The organism is Methylopila jiangsuensis, assembly GCF_027922305.1.
Classification (GTDB): domain Bacteria; phylum Pseudomonadota; class Alphaproteobacteria; order Rhizobiales; family Methylopilaceae; genus Methylopila; species Methylopila jiangsuensis.
The window spans coordinates 27227-52813 of record NZ_BSFK01000004.1 but is presented as its reverse complement, the minus strand read 5'-3'; the positions used below and the strand labels follow the sequence as shown (position 1 = coordinate 52813).

The following is a 25587-nucleotide window of genomic DNA, read 5'->3' as shown; positions in this document are numbered from 1 at the left end:
GTCCCGCAGGAGCATCACGTGGGCCGGCCGCGACCCGCCGTCGACCGGCGGGCACGCACAAAAATGCGGCAGACGCCGGGCTGTCAGAACTGCCGTTCGACCATCATGCCCTTGATGGCGGCGATGGCCTTGGCCGGATTGAGGCCCTTGGGGCAGGCCTTGGCGCAGTTCATGATGGTGTGGCAGCGGTAGAGCTTGAACGGGTCCTCCAGCCCGTCCAGCCGCTCGCCCGTGCGCTCGTCGCGGCTGTCGATCAGCCAGCGGTAGGCCTGCAGCAGCGCGGCGGGGCCGAGATAGCGGTCGCCGTTCCACCAGTAGCTCGGGCAGGAGGTGGAGCAGCAGGCGCAGAGGATGCACTCGTAGAGCCCGTCCAGCTTCTCGCGGTCCTCGCGGCTCTGGCGCCATTCCGTGCCCGGCGCGCGGGTGTCGGTCTTGAGCCACGGCTCCACCGAGGCGTGCTGGGCGTAGAAGCGGGTGAGGTCCGGCACCAGATCCTTCACCACCGGCATGTGCGGCAGCGGGTAGATCTTCACCGTGCCGCCGGAGGCGCACTCGTCCATGCCTCTGGTGCAGGCGAGCGTGTTGGTGCCGTCGATGTTCATGGCGCAGGAGCCGCAGATGCCTTCGCGGCAGGAGCGGCGGAAGGTCAGCGTCGAGTCGATCTTGGACTTGATGTAGATCAGCCCGTCCAGGACCATCGGCCCGCAGTCGTCGCGGTCGACGTAATAGGTGTCGATGTGCGGGTTCAGCCCGTCGTCGCCGTTCCAGCGGTAGACCCGGAACTCGGTGAGCGTCTTCGCCCCCGCCGGCTTCGGCCAGGTGCGCCCTTCCGTGACGCGCGAATTCTTGGGAAGGCTCAGCTCGACCATTGTGGCTGTTCTCCGCCGGACGAAACAGGTTCGGGAACCGCGCGCGCCGGGGCGGGCGCGAGCGGGCTGCGCCGCAGGCCGAGGCTGCGGTCGTGATGGGCGCGCATGCGCGCCAGAATGTCGTCGCGGCCGGCGAGCGCCGCCTGCGCCAGCGCGCCGTCGATCGCGGCGAGATCGTCCGCATGGCGCTCGAGCGCCGCGTCCTCCACGAAGGAGCGCACCTTGGTGCGGTTGGCGACCGGCAGCAGCGTCGCCTCCGCCAGCACGCCGAGGATCACGCCGTGCAGCCGGTTGGTGACCACCAGCCGGCTGGCCTTGAACTCCGCCACCGTCTCCTGCCAGGTCAGCGGCGCGCGGCCGACGACGCCCAGCCGGTCGCTGAGGGCCGCGAGCGTGGCGGCGTCCTCCTCGGCGCAGGTGGTCAGCGCCTCCACGCGCAGACCGTCCGACATGAGCCGCTCGGCCGCCCCGAGAACGTGGTCCGCGTCGCCGGTCGCGGCGATGAGGACGCGCTCCGGATCGCGGTCGCGCGCGAGGGGTATGGCCGCGGCCTCCGCCGACAGCCCGAAGACGCTGTCGGCGCCCTTCTCCGCCGGCACGCCCGCGCCGCGCAGCAGATCGGCCGAGGCCTCGTCGCGGGTGACGAGCGGGCGCGACAACGCGGCGAACAGGCGCTTCAGCCCGGACGGCGAATGCAGCCGCAGCAGGCTGGGCTTGACCGAGAATGGAAACGCGGCCGCCACGGCCCCCTGCCGGCGGACCGCGCCCAGCGTCGCGAACATCGCGCCGCCGAGATCCCGGCCGCCCCACTGCTCGCCGCCGGCGAACAGCACGGCCTCGTATGATCCGAAACCGGCGAAGCGGCCGGTCCAGGACGCGGCGCGTTTGCGGATCGCCCCTCCGAGACTGACGGGCGTGAGCCGGAGTTTCAGCGCCAGCGTGCGGAAGCGGCCAAGCGGCGCGCTGTGCGTCGGGCCGCGATAGTCGAACGCCGGCGCTTGCGCGCGGAACGCCGTCATGCGGGCGTCGTCGACACCGTGCAGCGGATGCGAGTAGACATGGAGCGCCCGCCCCGGAAACGCCCGCCCCGCCTCCGCCAGCATGGCATGAAGGATCGCGAAATCCCCCAGATTGCCCTTCAGATTGGCGAACACGATCGCCACCGCGCCCCGCGGGCGAGGAAGGGAGAGCGCTCCGCTCATCGCGCGCCCTCCGCAGGAGCGATCTCATGAGCGCGCATGACGAGAGCCGCGCGCTGCGCATATGGGCGATCGATGCGCGGCTCCCGGGCGTCACCAACCAGTGCTTCGGCGTGGCCACGGCCATCTCCGCGCGGACGCCCGCGACCGTCGAGACCGCGCCGCTCCGGCTGCGCCGCAGCCTCGCCCGGCCGCTCGCCGCCCAGGCGCTGCGTCGCGGCCGGCTCGATCCCGGCGCCCTCGGCGCCGACGCGCTCGCCCGCGCGCTGTTCGCCGGAACCACGGAGGACATGAGCCCGGACGTGGCCGTCACCGCGCTCGGCCGCTCCGAATTCGCCGGCGCGCTGCTGCGCCGTCAGGGCGCCTTCGCGATCCACATCGGCGCGCCGATCCATCTGCCGGCGCGCATGTTCGACCTGCTGATCCTGTCCGAGGACGAGGCGGCGCCGGACGGCGCGCCGCATGTGCGCCTGCCCATCGCCCCGACGCCGGTCCTGCGCGCCGGCATGGGCGCGGCGGTCGACGAAGGGCTGTGGTGCGCGCTGATCGGCGGCGACACGGAAGGTTACGGCTATACGGACGACGACTGGGGCCGCATCGCCCACGGCCTCGACCGGCTCGCGGCGCGGTCCGGCGCCCGCCTGCTGCTCAGCACCTCGCGGCGCACCGGCGCACGCGGCGAGGCGCGGCTGAAGGCCGCGCTCGCAGGCTCCCCGACGCTGGCGGAGGCCGTGTGGCACGCGGAGGCGCCGCGTCCGGTGGTCGGCGACTGGCTCGGGCGGGCGGGCGTGGCGTTTTGCACCGCGGACAGCCGCTCCATGATCGCCGACGCCATCGCCGCGGGACGCCCGGTCTACGCGCTCGGGCCCGGGCGCGCCGCTCCGGAGCCCCGCCACGCCGCCTATCTCGCGCGCCAGGAGGCGGCGCGCCGGCTCAGGCGCGTCGCTCCGGGCGAACTCCACGGGGTCGATGTGGCGCGGGATGTTCAAGAGTGGTTTCGTCCTCTCACCGCCTGCTGGTCCGAACCGCTGCTCGACGCCCTGTTCGCGAACGGGGCGTTTCGGGCCCGGCTGGCGCAGGCGGACTGAAGCCCGCCGGCGCCCGCGTTCAGTACACGCGCGCCTTGGGCTCGATGTACTGGATGTCATTGGTCAGCGTGTAGGTGTGCACCGGCCGGTAATCGATCGCGACCGTGCGCGCCTCCGCATCCGCCCAGGACAGGGTGTGCTTCATCCACGTCTTGTCGTCGCGGTCGGGGAAGTCCTCGCGGGCGTGGGCGCCGCGGCTCTCCTGCCGGTTGACGGCGCTGTCCATGGTGACCACCGCCTGGGCGATCAGGTTCTCAAACTCCAGCGTCTCGATCAGGTCGGAGTTCCACACCAGCGACCGGTCGGTGACGCGCACGTCGTCGGCGCCGGCCCAGACCTGATGGATCAGGCCCTTGCCCTCCTCCAGCACCTCGCCGGTGCGGAACACGGCGCAGTTGGACTGCATCACCTTCTGCATCGAGAGCCGCAGCTCGGCGGTGGGCGTGCCGCCGGAGGCGTTGCGGGCCCGGTCGAGCCGGGCGACCGCCAGATCGGACGCGCCCTTGGGCAGCTCCCGATGGGGCGCGTTCGGCTCCATGGTCTCGGCGCAGCGCACCGCCGCGGCGCGGCCGAACACCACCAGATCGATCAGAGAGTTCGAGCCGAGCCGGTTGGCGCCGTGGACCGACACGCAGGCCGCCTCGCCCAGCGCCATCAGCCCGCGCACCACCGTGTCCGGATCGCCGTCCTTCTTGGTCAGCACCTCGCCGTGGAAGTTCGTGGGGATGCCGCCCATGTTGTAGTGCACGGTCGGCAGCACCGGGATCGGCTCCCGGGTCACGTCCACGCCCGCGAACACCTTGGCGCTTTCCGAGATGCCCGGCAGGCGCTCGTGCAGGATCTTCGGGTCCAGATGGTCGAGGTGCAGGAAGATGTGGTCCTTGTTGCGGCCCACGCCCCGCCCCTCGCGGATCTCCACCGTCATGGAGCGGGACACCACGTCGCGGGAGGCGAGGTCCTTGGCGGAAGGCGCGTAGCGCTCCATGAAGCGCTCGCCCTCGGAATTGGTGAGGTAGCCGCCTTCGCCGCGGGCGCCCTCCGTGATCAGGCAGCCGGCGCCGTAGATGCCGGTGGGGTGGAACTGCACGAACTCCATGTCCTGCAGCGGCAGGCCGGCGCGGAGCACCATGGCGTTGCCGTCGCCGGTGCAGGTGTGGGCGCTGGTCGCGGAGAAATAGGCGCGGCCATAGCCGCCGGTGGCGAGGATGGTCTTGTGGGCGCGGAAACGGTGCAGGGTGCCGTCGTCCATCTTCAGCGCCACGACGCCGACGCAGGCCCCCTCCTCGTCCATCATCAGGTCGATGGCGAAGTACTCGATGAAGAACTCGGCCTTGGCCTTCAGCGCCGCGCCATAGAGCGTGTGCAGGATGGCGTGGCCGGTGCGGTCGGCGGCGGCGCAGGTGCGCTGGGCGGTGCCCTTGCCGTAGTGGGTGGTCATGCCGCCGAAGGGCCGCTGGTAGATCTTGCCCTCCTCCGTGCGGGAGAACGGCACGCCCCAGTGCTCCAGCTCGTAGACGGCGGCCGGGGCGTTGCGCACCAGATACTCGATCGCGTCCTGGTCGCCGAGCCAGTCGGAGCCCTTGACGGTGTCGTACATGTGGAAGCGCCAGTCGTCCTCGCCCATGTTGCCGAGCGACGCCGAAATGCCGCCCTGCGCCGCCACGGTGTGGCTGCGGGTGGGAAACACCTTGGTGATGCAGGCGGTCTTGAGGCCAGCCTCGGAGCAGCCGACCACGGCGCGCAGCCCCGCGCCGCCCGCACCCACCACCACAACGTCGAAGGTGTGGTCGGTGAAGGGATAGGCGCGACCGTTCACGCCCGGCGCGGCTCCGTTGGACTTGGCGCCCTCGGCCATGGCGTTCAGACTCCGAAACTGATCTTGAGAAGCGCGAACGTCGCCGACAGGCCGATCACGATCGTGAAGAAGGTGTTCAGCATCAGCGCGGCGATCTTGAGCGCTTCGTGGTGGACGTAGTCCTCGATGATGACCTGCATGCCGAGACGCATGTGGACGGTCGCCGACAGCACGAACAGCAGCATCACGATCGTCACCAGCGGATGGGCGAGCGTCGCGGTGACGGAGGCGTGGCTCTCGCCGGCGAGCGAGATCAGCAGGCCGACGAAGAAGATCGACAGCACGAGGTTGGCCACCGCCGTCATGCGCTGCAGCCAGAAATGGCCGGTGCCGGAGCGGGCGGCGCCGAGGCCGCGCACCTGTCCGAGGGGAGTTCGCATCGCCGTCTCCCTCAGCCGCCGGCGCCGAGCGTGGCGTAGGCCACGAGCCAGACCAGCACGGTGAGCGCGATCGAGCCGACCAGCCCGGCCTTGATCAGCTTCTCACGGCTGTCATGGTCGAAGCCGTAGCCCAGATCCCAGATGAAGTGGCGCACGCCGCCGAGCGCGTGGTGGATCAGCGCCCACGTGTAGCCGAACAGCACGAGCTGGCCGAGGATCGAGCCGTAGACCGCTTGTGCGGTTGCGAAGGCGGACGGCCCCGACGCGGCGGCGATCAGCCAGATCACGAGCAGGACCGTGCCGAAATAAAGCGCGCCGCCGGTGATGCGATGCACGATCGACATCATCATCGACAGCATCGGCCTGTAGATCTGCAGATGCGGAGAGAGCGGCCTGGCGGGACCCGCGTTCGGTGGCGCCATCGGTTTTCTGGACCTCTTCGAATGTCGCCACGCTGGGTTAGCGGACGCTGCGCTGCAGCGCAACGTCGCACCGGGCGTCGCCGTCCTGACTTTCGTCATAGCGCCCCCGCTCCTCATTTCGAGCGGAACGGACCCGCGCCTGCGGCAGGGCGTCGCGGGCGAGCATGGCGCAAATCCTGCTTTCGCTCAATACGCAGCGGCTTCCCTGCTCGCCAAGACGTGAACCGCACGTCATCGCACCCCACGCGACCGTTATCCGGGCGCCGCGATCACCCGCCTCATGCGTCATATCGTCGCTACGGATTTTCCCGGTCTGTCCCGCGGCGGGAATAAAAGCGCATTGTTATCGCAGGCTCATTGCGCGGCTCCTCCGCGTGACACGTGAAAGCGATCGGTTCATGACCGTCACACATCTCGCCTCGGTCGCCCGCAAGCGCGCCCCGCGCCTCGCCGGCGACGCACGCCGCGCCCAGATCGTGACCGCGGCCTGCTCCTTCTTCGCGGACAACGGTTTCAGCGGCCCGACGCGGGACCTCGCCGCCTCGATCGGCGTCACCCAGGCGTTGCTCTACCGCTATTTCGACAGCAAGACCGACCTGATCGAGGCCGTGTTCGCCGAAGCGTTCCGGACCCACTGGAGCGAAGGCGCGCTCGAGGCCTTCGCCGCCTCCGCCGGCCAGCCCATGGTCGACAGGGTCGCCGACGTCTACGCCGGAATGATCGGCCGCATGACCGCCACCACCACCCGGCTGCTGTTCCGCGCCGGGCTTGATTCCTACGCCGAGCCCGTGGCGCGCAACCTCGCCCGCAGCTGGCCGGTGTGGATGGCGCTGCTCGACCAGTGGCGGGCGGAGGAAGGCGTGCCGTCGCTGGCGGAGCGTCCGCTCCTGGAGGGCGAACGCACGCTCATGCACGCCTTCCACAACGCCATGATGACCATCCGGGTGCGCGCCTTCGTGTTCGGCTTCGCGCCCACCCTCGACGACGCCGAGGAGATCCGCCAGGTCGCAGAGACCCACGACGCCGGCGTGCGCTCCGTGCTGCGCCTCCTGCATTCCGGCGCGGTGACCACGCCCCGCGCCCTGCCGGCGAGCGCAGGCGCGCTGGTGGCGGCCTGAGCGCCGCCGCCGGTCAGCCCTCCCGTTCGGGAACGCGCGTCTCCGCGCCCGGCGCAAGCGCGGCCGGGGCGGCGGACAGCGCATCGGCGGACATCCGCGGACGCAGCATGCGCGCGGCCTTCGGACGAATCTCGTAGACGATCGGCGTCGGCTCGCGGCTGAGTTCGCCGTCGGTCGCCACCCACACCCGCGGCCGGCGGGACTTGCGCACCTCCACGCGGCGCGCCCGGAACACCTCGATCAGCGGATTGGCGCGCCAGCCGCCCGCCACCACGTCCACGCCGAGCCTGAGGCGCTCGCGCATCGAGCCCGAATGGGCGACGATCACCTCAAGCTCGCCCGTGTCGAGCCGCGGCCGCCGCCAGGCGCCGTCGCCGAAGGGGTTGTTGGTCACGAGCACCGCCGTGGCCTCCACCACCAGCGGCGCGCCGTCGATCTCGAGCTGGTAGCGGGAGCGGCCGGAGCGGAAGAACGCCCGGAGCGCCGCCACCGTGAAGCCGGCGTAGCGGCCAAGCCCCTTCAGCCCCCGCGCCGCCTCCCGCGCCCGCGCCATCTGGGCGAAGAAGCCGAGGCCGGAGATGGAGTGGAACGGCCGGCCGTTGATGGAGCCGAGGTCCACCTCCGCCGGCTCCGAGCGGGCGAGCGCCGCGATCGCCTCGTCGATCTCCTGCGGCACGCCGAGGTCCCGCGCCAGCAGGTTCATGGTGCCGAAGGGCAGCACGCCGAAGGTCTTGCCGGAAGCGAGCAGCTTGTCGAGCGAGCGGGACAGCGAGCCGTCGCCGCCGCCGACGATGATCTCGTCATGGTCGTCGCTCCGGGCGAGTTCGTCCAGCACCGAGCGGAGATCGCGCGGCGGCGCCATGCGCACGTCCACGTCCTTGCCGGCCGCGGCGAAGGCCTGCCGCACCTTCTCCGCAGGCTCCCCGCCGCTTGCGGCGGCGAGGTCCTTCAGGGTTCCGGCGCGGGGGTTGAGCAGCACGAGGCAGCGGGCCATGGGCGTCCGTCCGTGAGGCTGTTCCGGCGCGGGCGCGCCGTCAGGCGGGGGCATATAGGGCGGCTTCATCCTCGTCCACGCGCCAGCCCATCGCCGCGAAGGTCTCGGCCATGTGCGGCGGCGGCGGCGCGGTCACCTGCACCGGCGGCTGGTTCTCCCGCATCGGCACGCGGATGGACCGGGCGTGAAGATGCAGCCGCGCCCCGCCCGCCGGCTCCGCGCCGTAGATGGGATCGCCCAGCAGCGGCATGCCGAGATGGGCGGCGTGGACGCGGATCTGGTGCGTGCGGCCGGTCAGCGGCGTGAACTCCACGAAGGCGAGGCCCGCGCCCCGCGCCAGCACCCGCCATTCGGTGGCGGAGGGCGCGCCCGCGGGATCGACCGCCATCCACCAGCCCCGATCGGGGCTGCGCTTGGCGAGGGGGGCGTCGATGCGGCCCTGGTCCGCGTCGGGCGCGCCCCGCGTCACCGCCCAGTAGGTCTTGCCCACCCGCCCGTTGGCGAAAAGCTTGCCGAGCCGGGCGAGCGCCTTGCGGTGTCGCCCCAGCACCAGGCAGCCGCTGGTGTCCTTGTCGAGCCGGTGCGCCAGCGCCGGATCGCGCGGCAGGCCGAAGCGCAGCGCGTGGAACATGCTCTCCAGATTGAGCCCGCCCTTGGGACCGGCGTGGACCGGCACGCCGGCGGGCTTGTCCACCACCAGCATCAGGCCGTCCCGGTGCAGCACGCGGGCGGTCAGGTCGTCGGGCGCGAAGGCGGGCGCGGTCATCTCGGCTCAAGGACCCTTTTGTGTGTTGGCGGGCGTCGCGCCCGCACTATGTCGCGCTCATGAAGCTTGTCGCCACCGTCTTCGAGGTCGAGCCCCAGAACATCGCCGCCTTCCGGGCGGCGGCGTTCGCGAGCGCGCGGGAGATGGAGCGCAGCGATCCCGAATGCCGGGGCGTCGCCATCGCCGAGGACCCCGAGGCGCCGGGCTTCTTCCTCACCTCGACGCTCTACGCCAGCGACGCCGCGGCGGAGGCCGACGACGCGCCCGCGCGCCTCGCCTTTGAGGAGGCTGTCCGGCCGTTCGTCAAGGTGCGACGTGTGCGGCTGTTCGATCTCGGTTGACCGGCGCCGTCGAATGCCGCCCTGTGACCCGCGTCTCCCGCCCCGCCTGATCCCGTGAGTCTTCAGCCTTGACCCTCCTCGTCGGCGACATCGGCGGCACGAACGGCCGCTTCGGTCTGGTGGACGGGGACGCCGTGCGTCCCCGCGCCGTGCGAACGCTCGCCAACGACGGCTTCGCCACGTTCGAGGACGAGGTCGCCGCCTATCTGGACGCCGCGCCCGAGCGGCCGGACCGCGCCGTGCTCGCGGTCGCCGGGCCGGTGTTCGGCGACGCCATGCGCCTCACCAACCGGGACTGGCTGATCGACGGCCACGCGCTGGAGCGCCGCTTCGGCCTGACGCGCGTGGCGCTGGTGAACGACTTCGTGGCCCAGGCCGCCGCCCTGCCCCATTACAGCGCCGACGAACTGACCCCCATCGGCGAGGCGACCCCGATCCATGCGCCCAAGGCGGCGCTCGGCCCCGGCACCGGGCTCGGCGTCGCCGGGTTGCGGCCGGCGGGCGGCGGCTGGATTCCGGCGCCGAGCGAGGGCGGCCACATCGAACTCGCCGCGATCGACTCTGAGGAGTTTGCGATCCTGCAGGCGCTCCGGCGCGACTTCGGGCGGGTGTCGGCGGAATGGGCTCTGTCCGGGCCCGGCCTCGCCCGGCTGCACGCGGCGGCCGGCGCGGTCGCAGGCCGGGGGGACGCGGCGATCGACACGGCCGAGGTGCGCACGCGGGCGGAGGCCGGCGACGTCCACGCCCTCGCCTCGGTCGCGCTCTATCTCCGGTTGCTGGCGCGCTTCGCCGGCGACATGGCGCTGACGCTGGGCGCCCAGGGCGGCGTCTACCTCTGCGGCGGCGTGGTTCCGCGCCTCAGCGCGCTGATCGACCCGGCGGCGTTCCGCGCCGCCTTCGAGGCCAAGCGCCCCCATGACGATCTGATGCGCCGCACCGCCACCGTGATCGTGACGTCGGACGTGGCGGGCCTGATCGGCTGCGCCGCGCTTGCGGGACCTGCCCCAGAACGGGACGGCGCCTCACGCTGAGGCATGATCCGTCTCATAATGGACATCAATACTTGGACTTCCGAGCACATCTCTTAGGCTGTTAACCCTGTTTTCAGTTCAGACAGGGGTTCCACGCGATTTAAATCCAATTTTACTCGCTTTTTCCGGATTTCCTCGCCATTCTGAGGTCGCAGCGTCGATCTTCGGGGCGCCCTCCGCGCCTCGCCGACGTCGGTCCGGCCACGCCATTCCCGGCCGGAGCGAAGCGGGGAGGCGGCTTCGGCCGCCTCCCCGCAAGCGCCGCGACTCTTGGGACTCCCGCTCGGGGAACGGCATGTTAAGCTTGTCGTAGCAGGAGTTTGTTCCGAGTGGCGGGCGTGATCCGTCGAAGGTCGCGAACGAGGCGGAGAACGGCAGGACGATGACCCAGCAGCCAGCCGCCGCCCCGGAGCCGCAGACGTTCACGCGAGATTCGGCGCAGACTTCGGCGCAGACCTGGCCGCAGGCGTTCGACGCGTTCCTCTCGCACCTGCGGCGGGCCGTGTGGCTGGTGCTGGCGCTCGCCGTGGTCGGCGCCGTGCTCGGCCTCGCGGTCAAGGCAACTCTGCCGTCGAAGCATGTGGCGACCGCCCAGCTGCTGATCGATCCGCGCGCGCTGCAGGTGTTCCCGAACGAGATGGTCAACAGCCAGCTCGACGCCAACGCCGCCATCAATTTCGTCGAAAGCCAGATGCAGCTCATCACCTCCGAGCGCGTGCTGGCCCGGGCGATCCGGACCGAGAATCTGGCCGACGACCCCGCCTTCCGCAAAAGCCTGCGCGACGCGGCGGCCGCCGCGGAAAAAACCGGCGAGGACGATCTGCGGGGCAGCCTCGGGGCCGAGGAGCGGGCCGACCCCGGCATGGTCAACGCGCTCCGGCGCGCGCTCGTCATCAAGCGCGGCGAGCGGAGCTATCTGGTCGACGTGGCCGCCACCGCCGCCACGTCGGACCTCGCGGCGCGAATCGCCAACGGGGTGGTGCGCGCCTTCATCGCCGAGGACGCCGACACCCGCGCCGAATCCGGCCGCAAGCTGACGCAGGAGCTCACCGGACGGCTGGAGACGCTGCGCAACCGTCTGGCGGAGTCCGAGGCCAAGGCCGAGCGCTTCCGCCGCGAGCACGGCCTCGTCAAGGCCGGCGACCGGCTGGTGGTGGAGCAGAGGCTGGAGGAGGCCGTCACCGAGGCCACAGCGGCGCAGGGGCGCGCCGCCAAGGCCGCCGCCCGCGTGCGCCAGTTCGACGAGGCGCAGCGCAATCTGGGCTCGCTCGGCGCGCTGACCGCCACCGAGGACATGCGCACCGTGTCCTATCTGATCGAGCGGCTGAGCGCGGCGCGGGAGAATCTGGCCGAGGCCAGCCTCAACCTCGGCCCGCGCCATCCCGCGCTCACCAACGCGCGCTCGCGCGTCACCGAGATCGAGCAGGGCATCCGCTTCGAGCTGAACCGCATCCGCGACGCCGCCCGCGTCGATCTCGGCCGCGCGGAGAACGAGCAGCAGGAGCTGAACCGCCGCGTCTCCGACCTGACGGCGGAGGTCGGCCGCGCCCGCCAGAACCAGATCGAACTGAACGCGCTGGAGCAGGAGGCCGCCGCCAATCGCGGGCTCCTGACCTCGTTCGAGAACCGCTCCCGCGAGGCGGATGAGTTCGGCCGCATCTCCGCCGTCAACCTGCGGATCGCCTCCACCGCCGTGCCGGCGAGCGCAGGCTCCGGTCTGGTCGCGAGCGCCGCCTGGGCGATCGTCGGCGCGACGCTCGGCGTGATGCTGGCGCTGGGCGCCGTCGCGCTCTGGGCCATGGCGTCGTTCGGCCGCGCCCAGCGCCGCGGCGCCATCTACAGGTCCACCGGCCCCATCGGCCGCCGCCGGCCGGCGGCGGACCTCGCGCCGAAGCCGGACCTCGCGGCCCAGCCGGACGTCACGGTCCGGCCGGAGGTCGCGCCCGCCCCCTCCCCGACGCCGGCCTCGCCGGTCGCGCCCGTCGCCGCCGAGGACGCCTCGTCGCGCCTGTCGGAGGCCCTGCGCCGGGCCGCGGCCGCGGCGGGCCCCCGGCCTGCGGATGACCGGCGCCTGATCCGCTGACCGCGGGGCGGCGTAAGTCTCCCATGCCCGAAAGCGCGCGCCCACGCGGGACGAAGGTGATCGGCTGGATCGGCTGGGCCGGCGCGGACGCCATCGGCCGCATCCTTCTGCTCACCCTCAGCACCGCCGTGCTGTCGCGCCTGCTGGAGCCGCGCGACTTCGGCGTCACGGCGCTGGCGCTGACCGTGGTCGCCGTGCTCTCCGTGTTCGTGGGCGCGCCGTTCGAGGAAGCGCTGGCCCAGCGCAAGCGGCTGCGGCGCTCGCATCTGGAGGCGGCGCTCGCCGCCTCGTGGCTCGCGGGGCTTGCGCTGCTGCTGCTCACCATTCCCGGCGGCATGGCGCTCGGCGCCTTCTACGACGCGCCGGAGCTCGGGCTGCTGCTGCCGGTGGCGTCACTCGCCATGTTCTTCAGCGGCCACACCGACATCGCCACCGCGCTCGCCCGCCGCCGCCGCCGCTTCAACGACGTGGCCTACGCCAGCCTCATGGGCCATGTGATCGGCGTCTCGTTGAGCCTCGCCCTCGCCGTCGCCGGCGCGGGCGTCTGGGCGCTGATCGGGGTGCGGCTGTTCGTGATGATCGCCCGCGCCGTCCTGCTGCAGGCGCGGCTCGGCGCGCTCATCCGGCCGCGCTGGTCCACCGCGCGGCTGAAGGAGCTCAGCCGCTTCGCCGGCTTCTCGTTTCTGGAACGGCTCGCGGACAACCTGACCTACCTCGCCTTCAACACCGTGGTGGGCGCGGCCTACGGCGTCACCACGCTCGGCTACGTCAACATGGCCATGCGGCTGATCGAGCCGATCCGCGGCGCGATCGTGGCCACCGCCCACAACCTGTCGTTCTCGTTCTTCGCCCGGCCCGGCGCCACGCCGGGGCTGGTGGCGGGGCGGACCGCCTATCTGATCGCGCCGGTGTTCGTGGGGCTTGCGGCGGTGACGCCGGCGCTGCTGCCGCTGGTGGCGGGGCCGGGCTGGGAGTCGGCCGGCGAGATCGCCGTCTGCCTCGCGCTCGGCGGGGCGCTCGCCGTGCCCGCGCGGCTGGTGTTCACCGCGCTGTCGGCGGCGGGGCGGCCGGAGTTCGGGCTCGCCTCCAGCCTGCTCGGCTTCGCCGCCACCCTTGCGGTGCTGGTGCTCGCCATCCCGCTCGGGCCGCCGGCCGTCGGCTTCGCGCGCCTGATCGGCGACGGGGCGCAGGCCGCCATGGCGCTGCTGCTGCCGGCCGCCGTGCTCGGCTGGCCCCCCAGGCGGCGCGTGGTGGCGCTCGCGCCCGCCTGGGCGCTGTCGGCGGCCATGGGGCTCGCCGCGGCCGCGCTGGTCGCCGCGCTGCGGCCTTACGGGGATCTCGCGGCCGTGCTCGGCGCCGCGGCGGCAGGCGCCGCGCTCTATGTGGCGCTGCTCGCCGTCTTCGCCCGTCACACCCTGCGCGCCATGGCGCTGGAGCTGCGGCCCCGACGCGGCCGCCCGGCGGAGACCACCTCATGACGCCCCTCGCGCTCGTCACCGGCGCCGGCGGCTTCATCGGCGCCCGCGTCGCGGCCCGGCTGGCGGACGAGGGCTTCGCGGTGCGCGCGGGCCTGCGCCGGGCGCCGCTTGCGCATGATCTCGCCCCCGCGATCACGCCCACGCCCTGCGACCTCGACCGGCCGGAGCAGATCGCGGCGGCGACGAGCGGCGTGGACGTGGTGATCCACGCCGCCTATGGCGCCGACGCGGACATGGCGCCCCAGACCCGGCGGCTGCTGGAGGCCATGGCGGCGAACGGCGTCCCGAGCCTGATCCTGATGTCCTCGATCGCGGTTTATGGCGAGCGCGACGGCCCGATCCGGGAGGAGGACGAGGGCCTCGGCCCGCTCGGGCCTTACGGCGAGGCCAAGGTCGCCTGCGAAAGGGCCGCGCGCGACTGGGCGGCGCAGAACCCCGCGCGCCGGGCGCTGCTGCTGCGCCCCGGCGTTGTCTACGGGCCGGGCAGCCGGTTCTGGATCGACAAGCTGCGCCGGCGCCTCGCGACCGGGGCGGTGGGCGACATGGGCGCGGCCGGCGACGGAATCGCGCCGCTGATCCATGTGGAGGACGTGGCGGCCTTGACCGCCGCCGCCGCCCGGCGGCTCGCTGGGCCTGAGCGGCTGGAGTTGCCCCCCGCGGCGGCGCTTCATCTGGTCGGCCCGGACACCCCGAGCTGGAACGCCTATTTCGGCGCGCTCGCGGGGGCCTTCGGCGACGCTCCGCCCCGCCGCCTCTCGCCCGCCGCTCTCACGTGGAACGCGAGGCTCGCCACGCCCGCCAAACTCTGGCGCCGGCTCGGGCTGCCCGGTCTCGAAGGCGAGGCCTTGGCGCCCTCAGCCGGCGAACGCGCGCTGTTCGCGCGGAAGGCGATCTTCGACACGGAAGCCGCCGAGCGCCTGCTGGGCGCCCGCGCCGGAATCCGGCTGGACGAGGGTCTGACGCGCAGCCGGTAGCGCGTCTTACTCGACCACCGTCCCGATCCGGTCGGAGTCGCGGCTCCAGTAGATCAGGCCGACGCGCCGGGGGACGTTGGCCTCCGGCACAAAGCCGACCGCGCCCGGCGCCCGGCTGTCCAAGGAGTTGTCCCGGTTGTCGCCCATCAGGAACACGTGGCCGGCCGGAACCTCGACTTCATCGGCGTTGTCGAGGAAACCGTTCTCGTTCAGATCGAGCGTCAGGTAGGAACGGCCCTCGGCGTTGGTCTCGCGGAACGCCGGCAGCTCGCGGGCCGGCATCCCCTCGCCCGCCGGCGAGACGAACGGCGGCGCGGCCTCCCGCTTCAGTTCGACGCCGTTGAGGACCACCGCGCCGTTCCGCATCGCGATGCGGTCGCCGCCCAGCGCCATCACCCGGCCAACGCGGGCGTCGTTCGCCACGCGGTAAAGCACGAGATCGCCGCGCCGCAGCGGATCGCTCAGGCGCGTCGCGATGAAGGCCTCGCCGGTCCGCAGGGTCGGCAGCGAGGATGAGCTTGGGGCCCGGTAGCTGCGGACGGTCTTCAGATCGGCCTGTTTCAGCGCGTCGTCCGCAAAGCCGTATCCAAACCATCCCGCCACGACCGCCGCGTAGACCCACCAGCGCTGATACGGCAGGCCGCGCCGAGCCCGTCCCATGAGCAGGAGACGGACGGAGTCCGCCAAGAAAGCCAGAAGCGCGATGACGCCGAGCGCCACGTAAGCCGCGAGCCCGGCCGCGCTCTGGAACAGCGCCGCCGGCCCGAACGCGGGAAGCGCAATCAGCCCGAGCAGGACGGCCAGTTGCGCGAGGCCGCGACGGGCGTGACCAATGTAGAGGTAGCCGGCCGGCGGCAGCAGGAGCGACAGCAGAAAGGTCAGCGCGGCGGCCCCGAAGCCGGGCTTGCGGATCACCGCGTCAGCCATCGACATGCTCCCGGAAGTTGCATCCGGGCCGCCATAGCCTGAACGTGATCGGTTGCGCAAGCGGCGTCGCGGGACCTTACGCCGCGTCGTCGTCGCGGTCTTCGGTCGCGAGCAGGATCTCGCGCTTGCCGGCGTGGTTGGCGGGGCCGACCACGCCTTCCTTCTCCATGCGCTCCACCAGCGAGGCGGCGCGGTTGTAGCCGATCTGCAGCCGGCGCTGGATGTAGGAGGTGGAGCACTTCTTGTCGCGCAGCACCACCTGCACCGCCTGATCGTAAACGTCGCCGCCCTCGTCGCCGAAGGACCCCTTGTCGAGCACGGCGCCGTCCTCGCCCGTCTCGCCGTCCTCGTCCGCCAGCACCGCGTCGAGATAGTCGGGACGGCCCTGACGCTTCAGATGCGCCACGATGTCCTCCACCTCCTGATCCGAGCAGTATGGCCCGTGGACGCGGCTGATGCGGCCGCCGCCGGCCATGTGCAGCATGTCGCCCTGACCGAGAAGCTGCTCGGCGCCCATCTCGCCGAGGATGGTGCGGCTGTCGATCTTGGACGTCACCTGGAACGAGATGCGGGTCGGGAAGTTGGCCTTGATGGTGCCGGTGATCACGTCCACCGAGGGCCGCTGGGTCGCCATCACGATGTGGATGCCGGCGGCGCGCGCCATCTGGGCGAGACGCTGGATCGCGCCCTCGATCTCCTTGCCCGCCACCAGCATGAGATCGGCCATCTCGTCCACGATGACGACGATGTAGGGCAGCTTGCCGATCTCCATCACCTCCTGCTCGTAGACCGCCTCGCCGGTGTCCTTGTCGAAGCCGGTCTGCACCGTGCGGGTGATGGCCTCGCCCTTGGCGAGCGCCTGCTCGGCCCGGGCGTTGAAGCCGTCGATGTTGCGCACGCCGAGCTTGGACATCTTGCGGTAGCGGTCCTCCATCTCGCGCACCGCCCATTTCAGCGCCGTCACCGCCTTCTTCGGGTCGGTGACCACCGGCGTCAGCAGATGGGGGATGCCCTCGTAGATGGAGAGTTCGAGCATCTTGGGGTCGATCATGATCAGCCGGCACTCCTCCGGCTTCAGCCGGTAGAGCAGCGACATGATCATGGTGTTGATGGCGACCGACTTGCCCGAGCCGGTGGTGCCGGCGATCAGCAGGTGCGGCATGCGGGCGAGCTCCGCGATCACCGGCTCGCCGCCGATGGTCTTGCCGAGGCACAAGGGCAGCCGCATCTTGGCCTTCTCGAAGTCGGCCGAGGCCAGCAGCTCGCGCAGGTAGACGGTCTCGCGCCTTGCGTTGGGCAGCTCGATGCCGATGACGTTGCGGCCCGGGATCACCGCCACGCGCGCCGCCACCGCGCTCATGGAGCGGGCGATGTCGTCGGCGAGGCCGATCACGCGGCTCGACTTGATGCCGGGCGCGGGCTCCAGCTCGTAGAGCGTGACCACGGGACCGGGCTTCACGTTGATGATGGCGCCGCGGACGCCGTAGTCCTGCAGCACCTCCTCCAGCATGCGGGCGTTCTGCTCCAGCGACTCCGCGCTCGCCTGCGGGGCGACGCTCTTCTTCGGCTCGGCGAGCAGCGTCAGCGGCGGCAGCTCGTAGCCGTCGCGGTCGAGCAGGTCGGGCTGGGCCTCGCGCGCCATGCGGCGGCCCGGACGGGGCGCGGCGGGAACCGGCGCCACCCGGCCGGCCGGACGCTCGGCGCCCGCGAGCTGCTGCGGCGCGCCGCCGAGAACCGACGGCGCCAGCACCGGCTCGCGCCGGCCGCGCTCGTCCGGCGCGTCGCGGCGGTCGAAGCCGGGCTCCCGGCGCAGCGCCACGGGGCCTTCGGCGTCGCGGTCCTCGGCGGCGGCGGCGCGTTCCAGAATGCGCGACAGCGCGCGCTCGTCGTCGCTCGAGGCGGGCCCGCGGCGCGACACGGCCCGGCCGAGCGCCGCCCTGGCGGACAGGCCCCAATGCACCAGCAGGCCGAGCGAGACCAGACGGCGGTCGTCGTCCTCCCCGTCGTCGTAGTCGTCCTGCGCCTGCGGGGCGACCTGCGGCGCGGGACGGCGGGGGGCATGGGTCAGGACCGGCTCGGTCCGCCCGTCCCGGCGCGGCGCGGGCGCCAGGTCCTCCGCCGCGTCGTCCGGGCCGATGAGGCCGATCGCGACCGCGAAGGCGCCAAGGCCCGCCAGCCCCAGCATGGCGGCGGCGCCGATGCGCGCGACGCCGGAGGTGAAGCCGATTGCGTCCGCGGCCATGGTGAACAGGTCGCCCAGCACGCCGCCGAGCCCGGTGGGCAGCGGCCAGCCGGGCGAGGCCGGAAAGAAGCCGACGAACCCCGCCAGCAGCGCCGCGGAGATCGGCCAGGCCGCGAGCTTGAGCTTCTCGCGCTCGATGGCGCGGTGGGTGAGCAGACGCCAGCCCCAGATCGCCACCGGCAGCACGAAGAAGGCGGCGGCGAGCCCGAACAGCTGGGTGAGCAGGTCGGCCACCACCGCGCCGGCGGGGCCGACCATGTTGTGGATCGGCGCGTCGGTGGCGTGGCTGAGGCTCGGATCCTGCACCGACCAGGTGGCGAGCGCCACGGCGGCGAGCGCGCCAAGGCCGACCAGCGTCAGCCCGCCGAGCTCGACGGCGCGGCGCGCCAACGCCTCGCGCAGCGAGTCCGGCAGCATCGCGACGGGCTGGAAACCGCGGGAGCGCGTGGTCCTCAGCGTGCGCATGGTCACGCTCCCATCCGCGCGGGGGTCCGCGCGCCGCCGCAGCGACGGCCGCGTTTCGCCGCGGCCCTGTCCTCACACCACACCCGCATCAACGACGCCAACCTCATGAACGCTTGATCGACACTTCGGCCGGTTCTTCCCCGAAAGGTAAAGCGGGAGGGTTAAGAGGCGCTTACTTCTCGCCGCCGGAGCGGCCGCAGGCGTGGAATTCCCCAAGAGCGCCAAGGGGCGGCCGGCCCGCAAAAAGAAAGGCCCCGGAAACCGGGGCCTTTCGCGTCGCGTGAAGGAGCGGATCCGCTCAGCTGTGGTAGGCGCGCTCGCCGTGGGAGATGAGGTCGAGGCCCTCGCGCTCCTCCTCCACCGAGACGCGGAGGCCGACCAGCACGTCCACGATCTTGTAGAGAATGAAGCTGCCCACGCCGGTCCACACGATGGTGACGGCGACGGCCTTGATCTGGGTCACGACCTGGCTCGCCATGGCGTAGCCGTCGACGCCGACACCGCCCAGCGCCGGGCTGACGACGATGCCGGTGCCGATGGCGCCGACGATGCCGCCCACGCCGTGGATGCCGAACACGTCCAGGCTGTCGTCATAGCCGAGTGCGTTCTTCACCGTGGTGCAGAAGATGAAGCAGACCACCGCGGCGACCGCGCCGAGGACCAGAGCGCCCATCGGGCCGGAGACGCCGGCGGCCGGGGTGATGGCCACGAGGCCGGCCACGATGCCGGAGGCGAGGCCCAGCATGCTGGGCTTACCCTTGGCGGCCCATTCCACGAACATCCAGGCGAGGCCCGCGCCGGCGGTGGCGACGAAGGTGTTCAGCACCGCGAGCGTGGTGCCCGCGTTCGACTCGAGGTTGGAGCCGGCGTTGAAGCCGAACCAGCCGACCCACAGCATGCCGGCGCCGATCAGGGTCAGCGGCAGCGAGTGCGGAGCGATGATGTCCTTGCCGTAGCCCACGCGCTTGCCGATGACGAGCGCGCCCACGAGCGCCGCGACGCCCGAGTTGATGTGCACCACCGTGCCGCCGGCGAAGTCCAGCGCGCCCCAGTTGAAGATCATGCCGTTCGACGCCCACACCATGTGCGCGATCGGGTAGTAGCAGAAGGTGACCCAGAGCACCGAGAACAGCAGCACCGCCGAGAACTTGATGCGCTCGGCGAAGGCGCCGATGATCAGGGCCGGGGTGATGGCCGCGAAGGTCATCTGGAAGGCGATGAAGATGTATTCGGGGATCTTCACGCCGTCGGTGAACGTGTCGGCCAGCGACTCGGACGTCACGCCGGAGAGGAAGATCTTGCCGAAGTCGCCGATGAAGGCGTTGCCGCCGCTGAAGGCGAGGCTGTAGCCGTAAACGATCCAGACCACCATCATCAGGCAGGCGATGGCCGAGACCTGCATGAGCACCGACAGCATGTTCTTGGCGCGGACGAGGCCGCCGTAGAACAGCGCGAGGCCGGGGATGGTCATGAACAGGACGAGGACGCACGACACGATCATCCAGGCGACGTCGCCTTTGTCGACCGTGGGCGCGGCGGCGGCCGGCGCGGCGGCGTCCTGCGCGAAAGCCGCGGCGGACATCATCAATCCGGCGGCCAGCGCCGGGGCTCCCCAGCGGAGCACGGAACCGAGTTTCATCGAGCTAGACTCCCGAAGTCGTCGAAATATGTTGAGGAGGGCGCGGTTGAGGCGCTCAGAGCGCGTCGCCGTCGGTTTCGCCGGTACGGATGCGCACCGCCTGTTCGATCGAGTAGACGAAGATCTTGCCGTCGCCGATCTGGCCGGTCTTGGCGGCCGCCGCGATGGCCTCCACCACCTTGTCGACCGAGCCGGCCGCGACCGCGACCTCGATCTTCAGCTTCGGAAGGAAGCTCACCGCATATTCCGCGCCGCGGTAGATTTCGGTGTGCCCCTTCTGGCGTCCGTAGCCCTTCACCTCGGTGACGGTGAGGCCGTGGACGCCGATGCCGGTGAGGGCGTCGCGCACCTCGTCCAGCTTGAACGGCTTGATGATGGCCATCACGAGTTTCATGCGTCGCTTCCCCGTTGGCCCATCGACCTGTCCCGCCCCTGAGGCGGCCATGGGCCGATCGACTGTTGCGTGGTTCGAGACGCTCGACCGGCCGATCCTTCGGCCGCCGAGCCTCGCCGACGCCCTTAATTCAAGGGTCGTGCCAACTGCCCACGCGCGACGGGAAAGCTTGATTCCGAACACGCTTCGCGAGTCCCCGGCGCCGAAATCCGCCGGAACGATCCGAATATGCTCACGAAATGCACCATATGCTTATTTCGCGTGCAGCAAATTAAGGCGCCGATTGGGCTGCGCTCACGAAATAAGCATGACGCTGCCGCTCGGGGAATCAGCCGCGCCGGCGTCGCCGGATCAGCCCCTCCTGCGCCACGGAGGCCACCAGTTCGCCGCCTTCCGTGTAGATGCGTCCTCGGGTCAGACCGCGGGCGCCGCCGGCGAAGGGGCTGTCCTGGGTGTAGAGCAGCCATTCGTCGGCCCGGAACGGCCGGTGGAACCACAGCGCGTGGTCGAGGCTCGCGGCCATGATGTCGCCGGAGAACACCGTGTCGCCGTGGGCGACCAGCGCCGTGTCCAGCAGCGTCATGTCGGAGGCGTAGGCCAGCACGCACTGGTGGATGGCGGGATCGTCCGGCAGGGGCGCGGTGGCGCGGATCCAGACGCTCTGGAACGGCGGCCGGGGCTTGCCGTCGAGGAAGCGCATGGGGTCGGCGTGGCGCAGCTCGATCGGGCGTTCGCGCTCGAAATACAACCGGATCGCCTCCGGCATGGTGGGCATCAGCTGCTCCTTCAGCGCCTGTTCGCTGGGAAGCTGATCCGGCTTCGGCGTGTCGGGCATGTCCATCTGGTGGGAATAGCCCTCCTCGTCCCGGTGGTAGGAGGCGGCCATGGAGAAGATCGCCTGCCCGTGCTGGATCGCGTTCACCCGCCGCGTGACGAAGCTTCGGCCGTCGTGGATGCGGTCGACCTCGTAAATGATCGGGGCCTTGGGATCGCCGGGGAGCATGAAATAGCCGTGGAGCGAATGGGGCGGGCGGCCGTCCACGGTGCGGGTCGCGGCCACCAGCGCCTGCCCCACCACCTGGCCGCCGAACACGCGCTGCCAGTTGGTCTGGGGGCTCAGGCCCCGGAACAGGTTGCGCTCCAGCGGCTCCAGATCGAGGATCCTGAGCAGATCGGCGACGGCGGACATGGCGGCTCCTTCACGGTTCAGGTCTGGAGTGATGGCCGGCGCCGGGCGCGCGTCAACCCGAACCCGCGTCGAACCGTCGTCCCGAAGCGCGGCCGCCATGCTATGACAGGACCCATGACCGCGCCCGCCCGCTCCGCCGCCGCTCCCGTCCATGACATCGCCATCGCCGGCGCCGGCGCGGCGGGACTCGCCCTCGCCGTGGCGCTGAAGACGGAGCTGGGCGCGGGCGTCCGGGTCGCGGCGTTCGATCCGACGCTTGGCGCGGCGCGCGACGACGGCCGCGCCACCATGATCGCCGCGGACGGCCGCCGCCTGCTGGAGCGCGCCGGCGCCTGGCCGGCGGACGCCCATCCGGTGGCCGGCCTCAGGATCACCGACAGCCGGCTCGACGACGCCCTGCGCCCGACCTTTCTGGAGCTCGGGCGGGACCTGCCGGCGGACGAGCCTTTCGCCCACATGGTCTTCGACACGGACCTGCGCGCCGCGCTCGCCGCCCGGGCCGAAGCGTTGGGCGTGACCTTCGTCTCCCGCGCCATCCGGTCCCACGCCGCCTCCACGGGCGTCGTCACGCTCCGCCTCGACGGCGGGGACGAAACCCGCGCGCGCCTGCTGGTCGCGGCCGACGGCGCCCGCTCCGGCGTGCGCGCCCGGGAGAAGATCGCGGTCAGCGCCTTCCCCTACGACCAGACCGCGCTGGTGGCGACGCTCGCCCATGAGGCGCCCCATGGCGACGTGGCGGTGCAGCACTTCCTGCCGGGCGGCCCCTTCGCCATGCTGCCGCTCGCCGGAAACCGCTCGTCGCTGGTGTGGAGCGAGCGCCGCGCCACGGCCGCGGACATGGCCGCGCTCGACGACGACGCCTTTCTGGCCGAGGCCGCGAAGCGGGCCGGACCGGACTTCGGCCGGCTCGCCCTCGCCGGCCCCCGCGGGGCGTTTCCGCTGCGCTTCCTGCTGGCCCGCAGCTTCGTGGGGCGGCGGGTGGCGCTGATCGGCGACGCCGCCCATGTGGTGCATCCGCTGGCGGGCCAGGGCCTCAATCTCGGCCTGCGCGACGTGGCGGCGCTGACCCGCGTCCTGAGCGCCGCCGCCCGCGCGGGCGAGGATCTGGGCGCCCCCGCGACGCTCGGCGCCTATGAGAGCGCCCGCCGCTTCGAGGTGGCGGGCTTCGCCACCGCCATGGACGGGCTCTACCGCCTGTTCGCGACCAACCTCGCCCGGCCGCTGCGTGACGTGGGCATGGGGCTTGTGGACCGCGCGCCCGCCCTCAAGCGCCGCATCGTGGCGGCCGCCTCCGGACTGTGACCGCTCGGCCGAACCTGAAATCGCCACGAAGCTCCGTTCACGTCCCGGCTCGACCTCAGCGCCCGCGGCGCTAGCTTCCTGCGCCGCGCCTTCATGCGCGTCCCTGTCTCACGAGGCCGCCGTCACGATGTCCCGTCTCCGCCTGTCCGCCGCTGTCCTGTTCGGCCTCGCCGCCGCCTCCCCCGCGCTGGCGCAGCAGACCAACATGACGGACGTGCCGCCGCCGCCCGCGAGCCTGATCCAGCCCGCGGCCGCCAACCGCGGCGTGCCGGTGGCGAAGCTCAACGCCGCCCAGCGCGCCACGCTCGGCCGCATCAGCGACTATGTGAACTCGATCCAGACCATGGTGGCGAACTTCACCCAGGTCGGCCCGGACGGGCGGCGCACCAATGGGACGCTCTATCTCGACAAGCCGGGCAAGATACGGTTCCAGTACGCGGCCCCGAGCCAGCTCGAAATCATCTCGGACGGCGACTCGGTCGCGGTGCGCAACCGCAAGCTCAACACCCAGGACCTCTATCCGCTCAGCCAGACGCCGCTGCGCTTCCTGCTGCAGAAGCGCATCGACCTTCTGCAGGACGCCAACGTGATCGGGGTGTTTCAGGACCCGGAGATCGTGTCCGTGATCCTGGAGGAGAAGCGCGCCATCGGCGGCAAGTCCCAGCTCCAGCTCATGTTCGGCGGAGCCGACTACAAGCTGCAGTCCTGGACCGTCACCGACGCCCGCGGCGGCGAGACCACCGTGGCCCTCGACAGCATCGACACCGCCCGCAAGCCAGACCCGCGGGTGTTCCGCATCAACCGGCAGGGCGTGGTGCGCGGCGGCCCCCGGTGAGGCCGAATTTTTCTCAGGGTCACGCCGTCGTGTCCTTGACGAAAGGCGGGGCCATGACCATCTCGCTGGTCGAGCGAGGCTGAACCGACGCTCTCCGCGTTTCCCCCGTCGCGGGGTGCGTAAGAGGCTTCGTGGCGCCGGCCATCACGCGCCGGCACAAAGCGCGTCAAGCGCGGGCGTCCGACCTTTCCCCCGGGGTCGGACGCCTTTTTTGTTTGGCCCCGGGCTGAACCTGCATCCCCCCCGCCCTCTGCCTGCGCGATCTCCCGCGAACCGTCGACGCGGGCCGTCTCGGGCGACGGCGCGACGCCGCGCACGAAAATGGCCCGCTCCATCGGGACCGGGCCATCGTGTTCAGGCGCGGCCCGAAGGCCGAGCGGCGGATCGGGCCCGCGGGCCTCAGCGCGGCAGCGCGCTGGAGCCCATCAGATAGGCGTCGATGGCGTGGGCGGCCTGACGGCCCTCGCGGATGGCCCACACCACCAGCGACTGGCCGCGGCGCATGTCGCCGGCCGCGAACACCTTCGGGTTGGAGGTGACGTAGCTCTGCTCGTCGGCCAGTACGTTGCCGCGCTTGTCCAGCGCCACGCCCGACTGCTCCACCAGCCCCTCATGCACCGGGCTGACGAAGCCGAGCGCGATGAACACCAGATCCGCCTTGATCACGAACTCGGTGCCGGGGATCGGCTGGCGCTTGGCGTCGGCGCGGGCGCAGCGGACGCCGGTCACCCTGCCGTTCTTGCCCTCGATGCCGAGCGTGACCGCGGCGAACTCGCGCTCCGCGCCCTCCGCTTGGGAGGAGGAGGTGCGGAACTTGGTCGGCCAGTAAGGCCAGGTCAGCAGCTTGTCCTCGACCTTCGGCGGCACGGGCCGGATGTCGAGCTGCGTCACCGCGATGGCGCCCTGGCGGAAGGCGGTGCCCACGCAGTCGGACGCGGTGTCGCCGCCGCCGATGACCACCACATGCCTGGCGGAGGCCTCGACGGTCTCTTCCGGGATGTGGTTCTCGAAGCCGTTGCGGCGGTTCTGCTGCACCAGATAGGGCATGGCGTTGTGCACGCCCTTCAGCTCCTGACCGGGAAGCTGCGGGTCGCGCGGCTTCTCGGCGCCGCCGGCGAACAGCACCGCGTCGTGCTTCTGGTTCAGCTCGGAGACCGGCAGGTCGCGGCCCACGTTCACGCCGTAGTGGAACGTGACGCCCTCGGCCTCCATCTGCGCCACCCGGCGGTCGATGTGGCTCTTCTCCATCTTGAAGTCCGGGATGCCGTAGCGCAGCAGGCCGCCGGCCTTGGGCTCGCGCTCATAGACATGGACGTCGTGGCCGGCGCGGGCGAGCTGCTGAGCGGCGGCGAGCCCGGCGGGACCCGAGCCCACGACCGCGACCGACTTGCCGGTCTTCACGTCCGCCGGCTCGGGCCTGATCCAGCCGCTGGCCCAGGCCTTGTCCGCGATCGCCTGCTCCACGGTCTTGATGGCGACCGGGATGTCCTCGAGGTTCAGCGTGCACGCCTCTTCGCAGGGGGCGGGGCAGATGCGACCGGTGAACTCGGGGAAGTTGTTGGTGGAGTGCAGGTTGCGCGCCGCCTCCTCCCAGTCGTCGTGGTAGACGAGGTCGTTCCAGTCCGGGATCTGGTTGTTCACCGGGCAGCCCTGCGGGCCGTGGCAGAACGGGATGCCGCAATCCATGCAGCGCGCGGCCTGCTTCTCCACCTCGCCGTCGGTCAGCGGCAGCGTGAACTCGCGGTAATGGCGGATGCGGTCCGACGCCGGCTGATAGCGCGGCTCCTGCCGGTCGATCTCAAGAAAACCTGTGACCTTGCCCATCGTCTGGTCTCCTCCCGCAGGAGGCCCTTGTCGCTAGCGCGCCCGCCGCGGCGTTCCGGACCGTGCGCCGCCTCGCGCGGGGCCGCCGGAACCATGCCTTGAACGGAGCTTAATCCTGATGACGGCCCCGGAGCGAGCCTTGCGGTCGTCCGGGGCCACGATGTCGCGTGAC

22 protein-coding genes are annotated in these 25587 nt (G+C 71.7%); 9 read left to right on the top strand and 13 right to left on the bottom strand.

Annotation, left to right across the window (positions count from 1 at the left end; translation table 11 throughout):
* Positions 1-83 precede the first annotated feature (83 nt).
* Both PKE85_RS01355 and PKE85_RS01350 read right to left on the bottom strand, forming a co-directional pair.
* A complete protein-coding gene (locus PKE85_RS01355) occupies positions 84-869 on the bottom strand; it encodes a succinate dehydrogenase iron-sulfur subunit (protein WP_271202998.1) in 786 nt (261 codons plus the stop codon).
* Positions 857-2071 carry a polysaccharide pyruvyl transferase family protein gene (locus PKE85_RS01350; protein WP_271202997.1) on the bottom strand — a complete coding sequence of 405 codons (1215 nt, stop codon included), beginning with the start codon at positions 2069-2071 and terminating at the stop codon, positions 857-859. Before PKE85_RS01350 ends, PKE85_RS01355 begins: the two co-directional genes overlap by 13 nt.
* A gap of 26 nt (positions 2072-2097) precedes the next feature.
* Here PKE85_RS01350 and PKE85_RS01345 point away from each other — a divergent pair, with 26 nt between their 5' ends.
* Complete coding sequence (locus PKE85_RS01345) at positions 2098-3156, top strand: ELM1/GtrOC1 family putative glycosyltransferase (RefSeq protein ID WP_271202996.1); 1059 nt, start codon at positions 2098-2100, stop codon at positions 3154-3156.
* Positions 3157-3175: 19 nt separating this feature from the next.
* Here the strand turns inward: PKE85_RS01345 and sdhA are convergent, their stop codons facing one another.
* Genes sdhA through sdhC form a run of 3 tightly spaced genes read right to left on the bottom strand, consistent with a single transcriptional unit; the run spans position 3176 to position 5813 of the window.
* Positions 3176-5011, bottom strand: a complete 1836-nt coding sequence (gene sdhA, locus PKE85_RS01340; protein ID WP_271202995.1) for a succinate dehydrogenase flavoprotein subunit — start codon at positions 5009-5011, stop codon at positions 3176-3178.
* A gap of 5 nt (positions 5012-5016) precedes the next feature.
* Positions 5017-5391 carry a succinate dehydrogenase, hydrophobic membrane anchor protein gene (gene sdhD, locus PKE85_RS01335; protein ID WP_271202994.1) on the bottom strand — a complete coding sequence of 125 codons (375 nt, stop codon included), beginning with the start codon at positions 5389-5391 and terminating at the stop codon, positions 5017-5019.
* A gap of 11 nt (positions 5392-5402) precedes the next feature.
* The gene (gene sdhC / locus PKE85_RS01330; protein WP_271202993.1) at positions 5403-5813 is read right to left on the bottom strand and encodes a succinate dehydrogenase, cytochrome b556 subunit; all 411 of its coding nucleotides are present in this window, start codon (positions 5811-5813) and stop codon (positions 5403-5405) included.
* A gap of 398 nt (positions 5814-6211) precedes the next feature.
* Here sdhC and PKE85_RS01325 point away from each other — a divergent pair, with 398 nt between their 5' ends.
* Positions 6212-6931, top strand: a complete 720-nt coding sequence (locus PKE85_RS01325) for a TetR/AcrR family transcriptional regulator (RefSeq protein WP_271202992.1) — start codon at positions 6212-6214, stop codon at positions 6929-6931.
* 13 nt (positions 6932-6944) lie between these two features.
* Here PKE85_RS01325 and PKE85_RS01320 read toward each other — a convergent pair whose 3' ends face one another.
* Both PKE85_RS01320 and PKE85_RS01315 read right to left on the bottom strand, forming a co-directional pair.
* Positions 6945-7925 (bottom strand): diacylglycerol/lipid kinase family protein, encoded by a 981-nt coding sequence (locus tag PKE85_RS01320; protein ID WP_271202991.1) that lies wholly within the window; start codon positions 7923-7925, stop codon positions 6945-6947.
* 40 nt (positions 7926-7965) lie between these two features.
* Positions 7966-8691 (bottom strand): RluA family pseudouridine synthase, encoded by a 726-nt coding sequence (locus tag PKE85_RS01315; RefSeq protein ID WP_271202990.1) that lies wholly within the window; start codon positions 8689-8691, stop codon positions 7966-7968.
* Positions 8692-8750: 59 nt separating this feature from the next.
* On the opposite strand from PKE85_RS01315, the gene PKE85_RS01310 reads away from it, so the two are divergent.
* The 5 genes from PKE85_RS01310 (at position 8751) to PKE85_RS01290 (ending at position 14598) form a co-directional block, all read left to right on the top strand.
* Positions 8751-9032, top strand: coding sequence for an antibiotic biosynthesis monooxygenase (locus PKE85_RS01310; RefSeq protein ID WP_271202989.1), 282 nt, complete (start codon positions 8751-8753; stop codon positions 9030-9032).
* 68 nt (positions 9033-9100) lie between these two features.
* Positions 9101-10063 (top strand): glucokinase, encoded by a 963-nt coding sequence (locus PKE85_RS01305; RefSeq protein ID WP_271202988.1) that lies wholly within the window; start codon positions 9101-9103, stop codon positions 10061-10063.
* Between the two features lie 382 nt (positions 10064-10445).
* Positions 10446-12146, top strand: coding sequence for a GumC family protein (locus tag PKE85_RS01300; protein WP_271202987.1), 1701 nt, complete (start codon positions 10446-10448; stop codon positions 12144-12146).
* A gap of 23 nt (positions 12147-12169) precedes the next feature.
* Positions 12170-13624 carry an oligosaccharide flippase family protein gene (locus PKE85_RS01295; RefSeq protein WP_271202986.1) on the top strand — a complete coding sequence of 485 codons (1455 nt, stop codon included), beginning with the start codon at positions 12170-12172 and terminating at the stop codon, positions 13622-13624.
* A complete protein-coding gene (locus PKE85_RS01290) occupies positions 13621-14598 on the top strand; it encodes an NAD-dependent epimerase/dehydratase family protein (protein WP_271202985.1) in 978 nt (325 codons plus the stop codon). The genes PKE85_RS01295 and PKE85_RS01290 overlap by 4 nt, the downstream gene beginning before the upstream one ends.
* Positions 14599-14604: 6 nt before the next feature.
* Here PKE85_RS01290 and lepB read toward each other — a convergent pair whose 3' ends face one another.
* The 5 genes from lepB to tesB form a co-directional block, all read right to left on the bottom strand.
* Entirely contained in the window at positions 14605-15525 is a 921-nt protein-coding gene (gene lepB, locus PKE85_RS01285) for a signal peptidase I (RefSeq protein WP_271202984.1), read from the bottom strand.
* Between the two features lie 76 nt (positions 15526-15601).
* The gene (locus tag PKE85_RS01280; RefSeq protein WP_271202983.1) at positions 15602-18232 is read right to left on the bottom strand and encodes a DNA translocase FtsK; all 2631 of its coding nucleotides are present in this window, start codon (positions 18230-18232) and stop codon (positions 15602-15604) included.
* A 298-nt stretch (positions 18233-18530) separates the two neighbouring features.
* Positions 18531-19871 (bottom strand): ammonium transporter, encoded by a 1341-nt coding sequence (locus tag PKE85_RS01275; RefSeq protein ID WP_428981300.1) that lies wholly within the window; start codon positions 19869-19871, stop codon positions 18531-18533.
* Positions 19872-19926: 55 nt separating this feature from the next.
* Positions 19927-20265: a P-II family nitrogen regulator gene (locus tag PKE85_RS01270; protein ID WP_271202982.1), complete on the bottom strand. Its 339-nt coding sequence runs from the start codon at positions 20263-20265 to the stop codon at positions 19927-19929.
* Between the two features lie 328 nt (positions 20266-20593).
* Positions 20594-21454 (bottom strand): acyl-CoA thioesterase II, encoded by an 861-nt coding sequence (gene tesB / locus PKE85_RS01265; protein ID WP_271202981.1) that lies wholly within the window; start codon positions 21452-21454, stop codon positions 20594-20596.
* Positions 21455-21568: 114 nt separating this feature from the next.
* Here tesB and PKE85_RS01260 point away from each other — a divergent pair, with 114 nt between their 5' ends.
* Complete coding sequence (locus PKE85_RS01260; RefSeq protein WP_271202980.1) at positions 21569-22756, top strand: FAD-dependent monooxygenase; 1188 nt, start codon at positions 21569-21571, stop codon at positions 22754-22756.
* A 127-nt stretch (positions 22757-22883) separates the two neighbouring features.
* Positions 22884-23591, top strand: a complete 708-nt coding sequence (locus tag PKE85_RS01255; RefSeq protein ID WP_271202979.1) for an outer-membrane lipoprotein carrier protein LolA — start codon at positions 22884-22886, stop codon at positions 23589-23591.
* Positions 23592-23990: 399 nt separating this feature from the next.
* Here PKE85_RS01255 and PKE85_RS01250 read toward each other — a convergent pair whose 3' ends face one another.
* Entirely contained in the window at positions 23991-25415 is a 1425-nt protein-coding gene (locus PKE85_RS01250; protein ID WP_271202978.1) for a glutamate synthase subunit beta, read from the bottom strand.
* Positions 25416-25587: the final 172 nt, after the last annotated feature.